Raw genomic sequence first — 12,742 nt, 5'->3', positions numbered from 1 at the left:
AATAATACTTAGATATATTATATGTCTCCTAAGTGTACTTGTAATGCAGTTATTGCAGCAATACTAGCTGTTTCTGTTCGTAATATTCTAGGCCCTAAAGATACTTTTAAAAAGTTTTTTTCTTGTGCATATTTTTTTTCATATTCATCAAATCCTTTTTCTGAACCTATTAATATAAAAACGTTTTTATATTTATTAGGAATATTAGAAATTTTATTTGTAGCTTTTGGATCAAAAATAATTTTAGTGGATGTCGAATTTATACTGTCACACCATTGATATATTGTAGTGGGTGTATTTAATTTTGGTACAATATTTCTTAAAGATTGAGTGCATGCAGAAATAATTATTTTTTTCCAATGATGTATTTTTTTGAATGTTTTTTTTTCAGATTTTTTTTTTTTAGATATTATCGGTGTAATAGTATGAATGCCTAGTTCTACCGATTTTTCAATTGTCACACTCATTCTTTTAGATACACATTGTCCTAAATGAATTTTTATTGGAGATTCTTTATCGTCTATTTTTTTTTTAACTATTTTCAATAAAATATTTTTTTTTTTTACTTCTAATATTTTAGATATAAATATATAATTTGTATTATTAAATACATGTATTATATCACCTATACGTAATCTAATAACATTTATACAAAAATGTATCATATTTTTTTTTAATTTAATAACTGTATTAATTTTTATTGATTTATTGAAATATATTCTAGGAATATACAAAAGATAAAATCCTATTTTTTATAAAAATTATGTTGTTTAAAACACTAATTGATTTTTTTATGTACATAAAAAAATATTATTTATGCATCCGGAAGGATTTGAACCTCCAACCTCTCGGTTCGTAGCCGAGTGCTCTATCCAACTAAGCTACGGATGCATATGCACTGTTATTATGGTGAGAGAGGGATTTGAACCCTCGATGCAGATTAATACATACTCCTTTAGCAGGGGAGCGCCTTAAACCGCTCGGCCATCTCACCAATATATTAAATATATAAAAAATATATATAACTATATTACTTTTTTTATAAAATAAGTCAAATGAAATTTTAGTAGTATGCTTAATAATTATCATCTTTTTGATGTTTTGATCATATAATATCGCTTACATATAGCAACTTATTTTTATTTAAAAAATACTATTAAATTTTAATGTTTTTTAAAATAAAAAAATATTTTACTGTATTTTGAGTATTTACAAAATACAGTAACGTTTATTTTTTATTTTTTTCGCACGATTTTTTTTTCTATCTGAATTTTTTTATATATTTCTTCTCTATGTACAGATATTTTTTTAGGAGCATTAATTCCTACACGAATTTGATTTCCTTTAATTCCTAAAATTGTTACAGTTATTTCATCGCCGATCATTAGTGTTTCGCCAATTCGACGAGTTAAAATAAGCATTTTTCTCATTCCTTTCGAGAAACAAAATATATATTTTGTTTTTTTTAAGTATATTAAAATAAATAAAATAATATATATATTATTTATAAACTTGTTCTTTATAACATAAATATTATTTGTATACATTATTTTTATATACATGTTTTATGATTTTTTTTTTGATTTTTTTTATTTCTGTAGGTGTGATGTTTTTGTTGTTTAGTTTTCCTTTGACAATATTTTTATTTCCTCCTCCTGTTCCGGATAATAAGGACAGCATTATATTCATAATATCTACTGCATTTATATATTGAATTATGTTGTTAGTAACACTAATTAAAAATCTTGTTATTGAGGTATTTTTGTTAATTAATATCATAATAACGGATTCTTTTTTTTGTTTAATAATATCAGATATATTTGTAAGCATGGTATATTTTAAATGAGATATATATGAAACAATTATTGATATATTATTAATGATATATGCTTTTGACATTAGATTTTTAGATATTTGCAAAATATTTTGATTTGTTAGGTCTTTTTTTTCCTTTTCTATGCAATGAATTTTTTTTACTAAATTTTTTATTGATTTGTATGTATCATTTGAGTTATTGTTTAATAATTTTTTTATTTTTTTTTCTTTTTGTGTTTTTTTTTGAATATAAAGTATTACATTTATACCTGTAATTGCAGTAATACGTTTTATTGAATTTCCAATATTTTTATTTTTAATAATTTTAAAACATCCAATTTTTCCAGTAGATTTATGATGAGTACCGCTACATAATTCAATAGAAAAATTATTAATACAGATCATACGAACGGTATTTTTATATTTTTTAGATGATAAATATACGGCTTTATATTTTTTTGCTCGAGAAAATGATGTAATAATAGCATTTATTTTGATGTTCTTTTGAATTTTTTTGTTTATTATGATTTCTAATTTCTGAATATCTTTTTCTGTAATGTTATTATTACAAATAAAATCGAATCGAAAATATTCATTATTGATATATGATCCTTTTTGAATTACATTTAATCCAAATTTTTTAATTAATGCAGCATGTAATAAGTGTAAAGCGGTGTGGTTAGATTGTATTTTTTTTCTTTTATTGACATCTATTTTTGCAACTACATTTTTTCCTACATGTAATATACCTTTTTCAAGATATCCTTGGTGTGCAATAAAATTTCCGTTTTTTTGTGTATCATGAACTATAAACTTTCCTTTTTCATTGGTTATTGTTCCTGAATCTCCTATTTGTCCGCTAGATTCACCATAAAAAGGTGTTATGTCTAATACTAGTGTTCCTATGCATTTTTCAGATAAACATAAAACAGATTGATTTTTATAAATAATTTGAGTGATTTTAGATTTTTTTACATATTCGTAATATCCATCAAAAATAGATTTTTTGGTAACGTATATTAAACATGAATTATTTTGGATTTTTTTTATGTTTTTTTTTTTTTGCTTTTTTTTATTTGATTCTATAATTTGATTAAGTTTTTGAAAATTAATAGATATTTTTTTTTCTTTACAAATATCTTGTGTAATTTCTATTGGTAGTCCAAATGTTTCGTATAAATGAAATATTTTTTTTTCACATAATTTTTTATTTTGATTAACAATAATTTCTTTTTTTAATTTATGCATTCCTATTTTTAATATGCGATAAAATTGTTGTTCTTCAGACAATAATGTTTTTTTTATAAAATTAATGTTGGAAGAAATATTGAAGTCTAAATCCATTTGTTTCATGCTATTAATTATAAATTCAGATAATTTATAAAAAAAAGGTTTATGTAAGCCTATAAAATATCCATGACTTAATACCCGTCTAATAATTCTTCTTAATACATAACTTCTTCCTTCATTTCCAGGAATTACTTTTTCTGAAATTAGACAAGTTGCTGTTCGTATATGATCTGCAATAATTCTTAACGAAATATAGTTATATGACTTGATTTTTATATTTTTTTTAATAAATTGTATTAATTTAATAAAATTATCTGTTTCATAACTTGAAGAAACATTTTGTAAAACTGCTGATATACGTTCTAAACCCATACCTGTATCTACTGAAGGAATCGGTAATTCAATTAGTTTATTAGATTTAGTTTGATTGAATTGCATAAAAACTAAATTCCAAATTTCTACACAATATTTTTTTAGTTCGTCATGATTTTTGATTGTGTTGTTTTTTTTTCTTGTATCGTAAAAAATTTCAGTACATGGACCGCACGGACCTGAATTTCCCATTTTCCAAAAATTATTAGAATGATATTCTATATTATTTTTATCATATATTGTAATTAAATGATTAGGTTTAATTTTAATTTTATTTAACCAAATATTTTTTGTTTCAATATCATTATAGTAATACGTAATCCATATTTTTTTTTTTGACATATTTAACCAATTTTTGTGAGTCAAAAATTCCCATGCATACACAATAGATGTTTCTTTGAAATATTCTCCAAAACTGAAATTTCCGAGCATTTCAAATAAAGTATGATGATATGGTTCATATCCTACTTTATTAAAATCGTTATGTTTTCCTCCTGTTCGAATACAATATTGAGAGCTAGTATAAGATGAGGTGTGGTTTTTTTTGTATCCTAAATATATTTCTTTGAATTGGTTCATTCCAGCATTTGTAAATAATAAAGTATTATCATTTTTAGGTATTAAAGAACCGCTTTTAACAATAATATGGTTTTTTTCTTTAAAAAATTGTAAAAATAAAGATCGTATTTTATCAGTTTTCATATAGTTTCTACCTAAAAATATAATTAAAGAAAAGAATATGATTTTTTTATATAAATAAAAATATTTAATATTGTCAAAGATGTATTTTATACGTCATTTTTTCTTTCAATCTGATATTTGAATTTTTTTACTATAATAAATTATATTTTATATATAGAGATGATTTTTTTGATTTTTTTGTGAATATAAAAATATCTAATTTTAATATATTTTTATGTTAAAATATAATAGTTATTTTTTATTTTTTAAAAATACAAAATTTAGCGAGCGTATTATGCCTAAAACATTCAAATTAAAATTTATATCTACTTTATCAAAATTAAAGTCTTATAGATTGGACAAAATTTTAGTTCAAAAGATTTCTTCAGTATCTCGTTCATGTATAAAAAAATGGATTTTATCAGGATGTATATCCGTAAATAATGTTGTTGTGACTATTCCAAAAAAAAAATTTTTTTTAATGATGTAATTTTTGTGTGTGTTAATAAAAATTTTAAATTTGTTGAAATAAAAAAAGAAAATATATCATTAAATATTATTTTTGAAGATTCTGAGATATTGATAATTAATAAACCATCTAATTTTGTTGTTCATTTGGGATACGGAAATATGTCTGGGACATTATTGAATGCTTTAATTTTTCATTTTAAAAATAATTCTAGTTTACCTAGAGCAGGTATAGTTCACAGATTAGATAAAAATACCTCAGGTTTATTGGTTGTAGCCAAAACAATTTTTACATATAATTATCTAGTTAATTTGTTTAAAAAACGTGAAATTATTAAAGAGTATGATGTTATTGTGATTGGGAGAATTAAACAAAGTGGAAGTATTAATTATCCAATTAAAAGGAATATTTATCGTCGAACTATTATGATGATTGGTAGTGGAGGAAAAAAAGCAATTACTAACTATACAGTTATTACTAGATTTAGAAATTATACATATGTTCGTGTACAAATAAAAACAGGTAGAATGCATCAAATCAGAGTACATTTTTCTTCTATATCGCATCCAATATTTGGAGATAGTACATATTCTAAAGGTATAAAATATAATTTACTAGGATATTCTGAGAAAACACGTAAATTTTTATGTAAATTTTCTAGACCATCTTTACATTCTAGAATGTTACGTTTTATACATCCTATAACCAATGAATTACAAACCTGGACAGCTAGTCCTCCTTTAGATATGGTACATTTACTAACATTATTATACTGTGAAGATATGGTATAATTAATATATATTTTTTATATAATTCTATAAATAGAATTTATAGAAACCCGTTTTATGTGCTATAAAAATATTTTTATCGATAAATTAAACAATTTAATGTTAATATTCTCAATATTTGACTATATTAAGAATGTTTTTTATACAAGTAATTAAGTAAATATATGTTGAATAATAAAAAAAATTCTAGTTATTTTTTTGTATCAAATATTATTAACAAAGAGGTATTACATACTCCTTTAATTAATTATATTTCAATTGCTTTAAAAAATTATTTTTCACTAGTTATTAAAAAAAATGATAATAATTTATATCAACGGTTTTTATCTGAAATAGAAAAACCATTATTTGACAGTATAATGCAATATACTAGAGGTAATCAGACGCAAGCTGCTTTAATTTTAGGAATTAATCGTGGAACATTAAGAAAAAAACTTAACTTGTATTATAAAAATAAAAAATTTAACAGATAATACTTTCCATCTTCTTAATTGCACAATTGTTTTTTCTTTTTTACATTTTTATTGTGTAATAAAATTTTTACAGATGTATTTAATGCACATATGTATCCTTCAGTTCCAAAGCCCGATATAATTCCGTATGATATATCTGATATCCAGGAATGTGAGCGAAAATTTTCTCTAGAAAAAATATTGGAAATATGAATTTCGAAAAATGGAATTTGTATTGCTAATAAAGCGTCTCGAATAGATATGCTGGTGTGAGCAAAAGCACCTGGATTAATTAAAATAAATTGTATTTTTAGTAACTTGCTCTCATGTATTTTTTCTACTATTTTGTGTTCTGCGTTAGATTGGAAATCGTATAATTCAACATTTAATATTTGAGCTATATTTTTTGTTTTTTTTATAATCTCAGATAATGTATCTGAACCGTAAATTGTTGGTTCTCGAGTTCCTAATAAATTTAAATTAGGTCCGTTAATTAATAATATTTTAAATTTTTGATTCATATATAACCTCATTTTGTATAAATTTTAGTAAAAATAACAATAATATTTATAATATAATAACATTTAATAATAATATTATGTAATTATTTATAATAATTGTTATCATATTTTGAAAAATATAAATAATATGTTTATAAATGTATTACAAGATTGTTATAAAAATATTTTTATGATATTTAAACTGATATAAATATTAAGAGATTTCTGATAATGATAAATAGATTATTAAATAAATATAATCTTAATAAAAATAATGTTTTTTTTTTGTTAGATAATATGCTAGAAAATAAAGTTGATTTCGGAGATATATATTTTCAACTAAAGGAACAAGAGGTATGGGTTTTAGACAATAAAATTATTAAACAAGGATCTTATTTTTATGATAATGGTGTTGGAATACGAGCAGTAAAAAATATTTCTACTAGTTTTTCTCATACTAATTTAATTACATTAAAAAATTTAATTAGTTTTACTGACACAGTTTGCAATATGGTTGTTCACACTAAAAATAATGTTATAAAAAAACAATTATATTCAAATTCTACTAATATATATCCGCAATGTAATCCTATTAATAATGATTATATTGAAAAAAAAATTTATATTTTAAATTATATTGATCAATTAGCTAGACAACAAGACAATCGGGTCACTGATGTTTATGCTGTGTTAACCTGTGAATATGAAGAAATTATAGTAGGATCGACTGATAATCGATTATTATCAAGTGATATTCGTCCGTTGATTCACATTACTATTCAAGTAATAGTAGAGCAAAACAATAATAGAGAAAAAGGAACAAGTGGAGGAGGAGGTAGATTTAAAATTGATGAATTTTTTAAAAAAAATACTAATAAAGGGATATTAATAGATATTTGGATTAAAGAAGCAGTCCGTATAGCAATTGTTGCTCTATTTGCAAAATTATCACCATCTGGTTCATTTCCTGTAATTTTAGGTCCTGGTTGGCCAGGAATTTTATTTCACGAAGCAGTAGGACATGGATTAGAAGGAGATTTTATTCGTAAAAAAACTTCTGTATTTTCTAAAAAACTGGGACTTAAGGTTGCTTCTACTCTATGCACAGTTGTAGATAATGGAACATTATATAGTAAACGAGGTTCCATTAATATTGATGATGAAGGAGTTCCTGGTCAATATAATATTTTAATTAAAAACGGAATTTTAAAATCTTTTTTACAGGATAAATTAAACGCACATATCATGAATAAAAAAAGTACAGGTAATGGTCGAAGAGAGTCATATGCACATTTACCTATGCCTCGTATGACTAATACATATTTATTAGCTGGTAAGGATACTCATTCTGATATTATCAATAGTGTTGAGTATGGTATTTATGCTGTTAATTTTAGTGGAGGTCAAGTAGATATTACATCAGGAAATTTTGTATTTTCTACTTCTGAAGCATATCTAATTAAAAAGGGTAAAATTGTTCATCCTATTAAAGGAGCTACATTAATTGGATTAGGTACAGAAGTAATGCAATCTATATCTATGGTGGGAGATAATTTACATATGGATGAAGGAGTAGGAAATTGTGTAAAAAACGGACAGAATATCCCAGTAAGTGTTGGTCAACCAACTATTAAAATAGATCAGTTAACAATTGGCGGAACATGTTAAATATATAGTATATATATACGTTGTGCAGTCAATTTTTTGTATTCTGACTGCATGATTGATAAAAGATAAATTATTGTTTATGTAATTTGTAGTATGTGTATGCATTTAGAATTGTTTTTTTTAGTTTAAACGTTCTTTGATTCGTGCAGATTTTCCAGTTCGATATCGTAAGTAATATAATTTTGATTTTTTTACTAATCCTTTTTTTATAACACTTATTTCATATACATTGGGTGAATGCACTAAAAATTTTCTTTCTACGCCTTCACCGTTAGATATTTTTCGAACCGTAAATGAAGAATTGAGATTTCTGTTTCTTTTTGCAATTACAATTCCTCCAAAAGATTGCAGGCGTTTTTTGTTACCCTCTAATATCCATAGTTTAACAATAACTGAATCACCTGAATTAAAAGATGGAATATTTTTTTTTTTATATTTATTTTCTAAAGCATGAATATAATTGTTCATATTTTACATATCTCATATAATTAATGCGTACTAATGTAATTTTTTTGATTATATTAACATTTTAATGTATTTACTTTTCTAAAAAATTTGGTTTTTTTATTAAAGTATTTTTTAATGACTGCTGTAATCTCCATTTTTTTATTTTTTTGTGATTTCCTGATAATAGAATTTTAGGTACAACAATATTATTTATTTTTTTTGGCCGCGTATAATGCGGACAATCTAATAGATTTTTAGAAAAAGTTTCATTTAATAAAGAATTTTTATTATTTAATACTCCCGGCAGTAATCGTGTAATAGAATCAATAAATATCATAGCTGGTAATTCTCCCCCAGTCAGGATATAATTGCCTATAGACCACTCTTCATCGACTTGAGTACGTATAAATCGTTCATCAATACCACGGTAACGACCACAAATAAATATTAAATGTTCTACTTTAAGAAAATATTGAATATTTTTATAATTCAATAATTTTCCTTGTGGAGACAAGTAAATTACAACACTGTTTTTTTTGTACATTTTTTTTATTTTTGTAACCGCATTAAACAATGGTAAAAACATGAATAACATTCCAGAACCCCCACCGTAGATTTTATCGTCTACTTTCTTTCTTTTGTTTGTACTAAAGTTTCTTAGATTAAAAATGTTAATGTTAATTATTTTATTTGTAATAGCGCGATTAATAACTCCATATTTAAATATATTATTAAACATTTTTGGAAAAATTGTAACAATACTGAATTGCATCATTTTTATCTTCTTAAATAAATCTACATCTATTTACACAGACTCCAATTAACAATAATTATTTTTTTTTTTATATCTATTTTTTTGATAATTTTAGGCTGTATAAACGGAACATATATGTTTTTATTTTTCTTAGAATTAAATATGTTTAAGATATTATAAATCTTATTATCTAATATTTGTTTTACTGAACCTATTAGTTCTTTTTTTTCATTAAAGATTTTACATAATAAAATATTATTCCAATAATATTCATTTTTTTGTAGTTTAGGTAACTGTATAGATTTTATTAGTATATTTTGTTTAGCCATCAAATAAGCTTGTGTTCTATCATGCAAATGATCTAATTTTACTAAAAAGTTATTTTTATGTTTTTTATATCTAATAATATCTTTTTCATATACATATATATTTGATTTTTCTAATTTCCATGGCAAATAACGAAAAATATTTTCTTTTTTTTCTGTAAATGAATGGATATGTATCCATCCTAAAATTCCATATGGATTTCCTATTTTTCCAATAATAATCATAATTTATAATAATTCTATTTATTAGATATATTTTTTACATATTCTATTAATAATTTTTTAAACCGTAATGATTTTTGAGCTCCTTTTTTTATCCAAAAGTCAACTCTATCAATAGATAAATTTATTTTTTTTTCATTTTTTTTAGAAAAGGGATTAAAATATCCGATACGCTCAATAAATTTTCCATTTCGAGAAGATCTTATATTAGATACTACAATTTGATAAAATGGTTTTTTTTTGGCTCCGTGTCTTGCTAGTCTAATCTTTATCATACAATTTTCTCTTATATTAAAAAAATCTATTTTAGATATTTAATTTATTTTTATAGTATAACAAATATAATTTATATTATTTTATCAGATAATTTTTAATTTTTTCAAATATTTTGTTATTTTTATTGTTTTTGATTTTTTTCATGATGTTTTTCATGTTTTCGAACTTTTTTAAATAAATATTAATTTCTTGTATTGTAATCCCAGATCCTTTAGAAATTCTTTTTTTTCTAGAATATTTTATAATGGAAGGTGTTTTTTTTTCTTGTTCCGTCATAGATTGAATCATAGCTTCAATTTGTATAAAAGATTTTTCATCAATATTATTTAACATAGAGTTATTATTAATAATATTAATAGGTAATTTATGTATTAATGATTCAATGCTTCCTATTTTTTTAATTTGTTTTATTTGTATTAAGAAGTCATTTAGATTAAAAGTATCTCCTTTGTTAGTAGTTTTTTTTATTAAGTTTAGTTCTTTAGTTTTGATTTTATTTTGAATATCATCTATTAAAGATAATACATCTCCCATACCTAAAATTCTTTTAGCAATTCTTTCGGGATGAAAAATTTGTAAATCATAAATTTTTTCTCCAATACCAATGTATTTAATTGGAATGTTTGTTAAAGACCGAACTGATAATGCTACTCCGCCTCGTGTATCACTATCTAATTTCGTTAATATTATTCCTGATAATGTAAATATTTTACTAAATTTTTTAATTGCATTAACAGAATCTTGTCCAGTCATAGAATCTATAACAAACAATGTCTCATGTGGTTTGATATAATTTTGTATTTCTTCTATTTCTTTTATTTTGGAATGATTAGTATGTATTTGTCCAGCTGTATCTATTAATAAAACGTCGTATTTTTTTTTTTTTGCTATAACAATTGCTGATTTAATTATTTTTATGATTTTTTGATTACGGTTTGATTGAAAAAAATTAGCTTTAGTTTTTTGTATCAATCTTTTTAATTGTAAAATAGCCGCGGGTCTATATATATCAATAGATACTACTAGTATTTTTTTTTTATATTTTTTTGATAACAAATGAGCTAATTTAGCAGTACTAGTTGTTTTACCGGATCCTGGTTGTCCAATAATAGTACAAATAGTTAATTGATTTGATAAAAAATTAAAAAAATAACTTTTCCTTCCCATGATCTCAGTTAATTCACATAAAACTATTTTTATTAAATTTTGACTAGGGCTAAAATTTTTATTTATGTATGCTTCTGATATTTTTGATTTTATTTTATTTAGAAATAAGTTTACAGTTTTTAATGATACATCTGCATCTAATAAAGCTGTTTTTATTTTTCGTAAGGTTTCTTTAATTTTTTTTTCTTTTAAGTGACTTTGATGCGAAATATTTTCAAAAATATTAGTTATTTTTTTTGTTAGATTATTAAACATAATTATAATAAATATCCTTGTATTAGTAATATCTTGATGCAATAAAATAAAAATTTTTAGTTATAAAAATTAAATATTAAAATTAATCAAATTAGTTTAGTTATATTTTTTTTCCAATAGGGTAACAACCTAAAATTTTTATATTTTTTGTATATTTTTTTATAGTGTATAAAGTTTCTTGTACGATATCAGAATATATGTTTTCTGTTATTTCTAGGAGATATGTCGTTGTTAATTTGTCAGCTGTTTTTTGTTCTAAAACTGTTTTGGTTATCTTGATTTTTTTTTTTTTGAATGTTTTTCTTATTTTAATAATATTTTCTTGAGTATTATATAATGTCATAAGAATGGTAGTTTTAACTGGAATTGTTTTTTTTATTTTTTGTTTTTTTTTAGAAATTAATATAAATCTAGTCACATTATTGTTTATATTAGAAATATTAATAGCTATTTTTTGTAAGTTGTAATAAGAACCACCTGCAGAACTTCCAATAACAGCAACGGTTTTTTTGTTTTCTTGAGAAAGTTTTTTCATACCTTCAGAAGTGCTGTTAAAGTACTTTTTTTTCCATTCTGGAAATTTTCCTAAAAATATACTACATTGTTTAAATGGTTGTATATGACTATATACTTTTTTAATATTATAAAAAAAACAATTTTTTATTGTAAATAAATGATGTTGAATTGTTGCATAAATTTCTTTTATTATATATATTTCATTTTGTTTTTTGAGTATCTCGTATACTTCTGGAATGATTCCTGATATTCTATTTTCAAAAGGTAATAGTGCTGCGTGACAACGATGATTATTTAAAGATTCGATAATGGAATTAAAATCAGTATGTGCATATGGAAGAAAAAAATTTTTGTTATTTTTAGAGAAATTATTAAAAACTTCTGATGAATATGAACCAATTGGACCCAAATAAGCACAAAAAAGTTTTTTAGGATTTTTTTTTATTTTTTTTTTGTATTTTTTTTGAATGAGAATTGAGTTATTAACAATTATTTTAAATATTTTTTGTACGAATTCCGGATTTACTTTGTTTTTTTGACTTAATTGATGTAAATTATGAAATAATTCTATTTCACGATTTTTGTCTCGAATATCAAGCTTATTATATATTTTATTCTGTAAAATATTTATAGATAAAGATTCTCGAGATGATAATAATTTAATTATTTTATAATCAATATTATTAATACTTGTTCTTAACAAGGACAATGTTTTTTTTTTATTCATGGTATTAACTCTAATTT

The 12,742-nt window shown here is 22.6% G+C and carries 14 protein-coding genes and 2 tRNA genes; 4 read left to right on the top strand and 12 right to left on the bottom strand.

Features of this window, described 5'->3' with window-relative positions:
* Positions 1 to 17 precede the first annotated feature (17 nt).
* From BUCIPSTX3056_RS01350 to alaS, 5 genes are all read right to left on the bottom strand, one after another.
* Positions 18 to 734, bottom strand: coding sequence for a 16S rRNA (uracil(1498)-N(3))-methyltransferase (locus BUCIPSTX3056_RS01350; RefSeq protein WP_075474817.1), 717 nt, complete (start codon positions 732 to 734; stop codon positions 18 to 20).
* An 83-nt stretch (positions 735 to 817) separates the two neighbouring features.
* Positions 818 to 891 (bottom strand) — tRNA-Arg (locus tag BUCIPSTX3056_RS01345).
* Positions 892 to 907: 16 nt separating this feature from the next.
* Positions 908 to 994 (bottom strand) — tRNA-Ser (locus BUCIPSTX3056_RS01340).
* Positions 995 to 1,235: 241 nt separating this feature from the next.
* On the bottom strand, positions 1,236 to 1,421 hold the full coding sequence (csrA, locus tag BUCIPSTX3056_RS01335; RefSeq protein WP_075475019.1) for a carbon storage regulator CsrA: 186 nt from the start codon (positions 1,419 to 1,421) through the stop codon (positions 1,236 to 1,238).
* Between the two features lie 112 nt (positions 1,422 to 1,533).
* Positions 1,534 to 4,179, bottom strand: coding sequence for an alanine--tRNA ligase (gene alaS, locus BUCIPSTX3056_RS01330; RefSeq protein ID WP_075474816.1), 2,646 nt, complete (start codon positions 4,177 to 4,179; stop codon positions 1,534 to 1,536).
* 274 nt (positions 4,180 to 4,453) lie between these two features.
* On the opposite strand from alaS, the gene BUCIPSTX3056_RS02100 reads away from it, so the two are divergent.
* The 3 genes from BUCIPSTX3056_RS02100 (at position 4,454) to BUCIPSTX3056_RS01320 (ending at position 5,888) form a co-directional block, all read left to right on the top strand.
* Entirely contained in the window at positions 4,454 to 4,648 is a 195-nt protein-coding gene (locus BUCIPSTX3056_RS02100) for a S4 domain-containing protein (RefSeq protein WP_231938282.1), read from the top strand.
* A 5-nt stretch (positions 4,649 to 4,653) separates the two neighbouring features.
* Entirely contained in the window at positions 4,654 to 5,418 is a 765-nt protein-coding gene (locus BUCIPSTX3056_RS01325; protein ID WP_231938281.1) for an RluA family pseudouridine synthase, read from the top strand.
* Positions 5,419 to 5,579: 161 nt separating this feature from the next.
* The gene (locus BUCIPSTX3056_RS01320; protein WP_075474814.1) at positions 5,580 to 5,888 is read left to right on the top strand and encodes a helix-turn-helix domain-containing protein; all 309 of its coding nucleotides are present in this window, start codon (positions 5,580 to 5,582) and stop codon (positions 5,886 to 5,888) included.
* A 14-nt stretch (positions 5,889 to 5,902) separates the two neighbouring features.
* On the opposite strand, the gene aroQ is transcribed toward BUCIPSTX3056_RS01320, so the two are convergent.
* Entirely contained in the window at positions 5,903 to 6,388 is a 486-nt protein-coding gene (gene aroQ, locus BUCIPSTX3056_RS01315; protein ID WP_075474812.1) for a type II 3-dehydroquinate dehydratase, read from the bottom strand.
* Between the two features lie 210 nt (positions 6,389 to 6,598).
* On the opposite strand from aroQ, the gene tldD reads away from it, so the two are divergent.
* Positions 6,599 to 8,035 (top strand): metalloprotease TldD, encoded by a 1,437-nt coding sequence (tldD, locus tag BUCIPSTX3056_RS01310; RefSeq protein WP_075474810.1) that lies wholly within the window; start codon positions 6,599 to 6,601, stop codon positions 8,033 to 8,035.
* A 120-nt stretch (positions 8,036 to 8,155) separates the two neighbouring features.
* Here tldD and rplS read toward each other — a convergent pair whose 3' ends face one another.
* The 6 genes from rplS to BUCIPSTX3056_RS01280 all read right to left on the bottom strand — a co-directional run bounded on the left by rplS (position 8,156) and on the right by BUCIPSTX3056_RS01280 (position 12,725).
* On the bottom strand, positions 8,156 to 8,503 hold the full coding sequence (rplS, locus tag BUCIPSTX3056_RS01305) for a 50S ribosomal protein L19 (RefSeq protein WP_075474808.1): 348 nt from the start codon (positions 8,501 to 8,503) through the stop codon (positions 8,156 to 8,158).
* Between the two features lie 70 nt (positions 8,504 to 8,573).
* Positions 8,574 to 9,257 carry a tRNA (guanosine(37)-N1)-methyltransferase TrmD gene (gene trmD, locus BUCIPSTX3056_RS01300; protein WP_075474806.1) on the bottom strand — a complete coding sequence of 228 codons (684 nt, stop codon included), beginning with the start codon at positions 9,255 to 9,257 and terminating at the stop codon, positions 8,574 to 8,576.
* Positions 9,258 to 9,283: 26 nt separating this feature from the next.
* Positions 9,284 to 9,787, bottom strand: coding sequence for a ribosome maturation factor RimM (gene rimM, locus BUCIPSTX3056_RS01295; RefSeq protein WP_075474804.1), 504 nt, complete (start codon positions 9,785 to 9,787; stop codon positions 9,284 to 9,286).
* A 14-nt stretch (positions 9,788 to 9,801) separates the two neighbouring features.
* The gene (gene rpsP / locus BUCIPSTX3056_RS01290; protein WP_075474802.1) at positions 9,802 to 10,059 is read right to left on the bottom strand and encodes a 30S ribosomal protein S16; all 258 of its coding nucleotides are present in this window, start codon (positions 10,057 to 10,059) and stop codon (positions 9,802 to 9,804) included.
* Between the two features lie 76 nt (positions 10,060 to 10,135).
* Positions 10,136 to 11,482: a signal recognition particle protein gene (locus BUCIPSTX3056_RS01285; RefSeq protein ID WP_075474800.1), complete on the bottom strand. Its 1,347-nt coding sequence runs from the start codon at positions 11,480 to 11,482 to the stop codon at positions 10,136 to 10,138.
* Positions 11,483 to 11,582: 100 nt separating this feature from the next.
* Positions 11,583 to 12,725 carry a prephenate dehydratase domain-containing protein gene (locus BUCIPSTX3056_RS01280; protein WP_075474798.1) on the bottom strand — a complete coding sequence of 381 codons (1,143 nt, stop codon included), beginning with the start codon at positions 12,723 to 12,725 and terminating at the stop codon, positions 11,583 to 11,585.
* Between the last annotated feature and the right edge of the window lie 17 nt (positions 12,726 to 12,742).

The sequence above is a fragment of the Buchnera aphidicola (Cinara pseudotaxifoliae) genome, assembly GCF_900128595.1.
In the GTDB taxonomy this organism is placed as follows: Bacteria; Pseudomonadota; Gammaproteobacteria; order Enterobacterales; family Enterobacteriaceae; genus Buchnera_F; species Buchnera_F aphidicola_J.
This window is presented reverse-complemented; position numbering and strand designations above follow the sequence as displayed.

What these genes read in the sequence shown, in the direction of transcription:
- BUCIPSTX3056_RS02100 (WP_231938282.1), top strand. Translation starts at nt 4,454, where the DNA reads ATGCCTAAAACATTCAAATTAAAATTTATATCTACTTTATCAAAATTA.
- rimM (WP_075474804.1), bottom strand. Translation starts at nt 9,787, where the DNA reads ATGATTATTATTGGAAAAATAGGAAATCCATATGGAATTTTAGGATGG.
- aroQ (WP_075474812.1), bottom strand. Translation starts at nt 6,388, where the DNA reads ATGAATCAAAAATTTAAAATATTATTAATTAACGGACCTAATTTAAAT.
- BUCIPSTX3056_RS01320 (WP_075474814.1), top strand. Translation starts at nt 5,580, where the DNA reads ATGTTGAATAATAAAAAAAATTCTAGTTATTTTTTTGTATCAAATATT.
- alaS (WP_075474816.1), bottom strand. Translation starts at nt 4,179, where the DNA reads ATGAAAACTGATAAAATACGATCTTTATTTTTACAATTTTTTAAAGAA.
- rpsP (WP_075474802.1), bottom strand. Translation starts at nt 10,059, where the DNA reads ATGATAAAGATTAGACTAGCAAGACACGGAGCCAAAAAAAAACCATTT.
- BUCIPSTX3056_RS01285 (WP_075474800.1), bottom strand. Translation starts at nt 11,482, where the DNA reads ATGTTTAATAATCTAACAAAAAAAATAACTAATATTTTTGAAAATATT.
- rplS (WP_075474808.1), bottom strand. Translation starts at nt 8,503, where the DNA reads ATGAACAATTATATTCATGCTTTAGAAAATAAATATAAAAAAAAAAAT.
- tldD (WP_075474810.1), top strand. Translation starts at nt 6,599, where the DNA reads ATGATAAATAGATTATTAAATAAATATAATCTTAATAAAAATAATGTT.
- trmD (WP_075474806.1), bottom strand. Translation starts at nt 9,257, where the DNA reads ATGATGCAATTCAGTATTGTTACAATTTTTCCAAAAATGTTTAATAAT.
- BUCIPSTX3056_RS01280 (WP_075474798.1), bottom strand. Translation starts at nt 12,725, where the DNA reads ATGAATAAAAAAAAAACATTGTCCTTGTTAAGAACAAGTATTAATAAT.
- csrA (WP_075475019.1), bottom strand. Translation starts at nt 1,421, where the DNA reads ATGCTTATTTTAACTCGTCGAATTGGCGAAACACTAATGATCGGCGAT.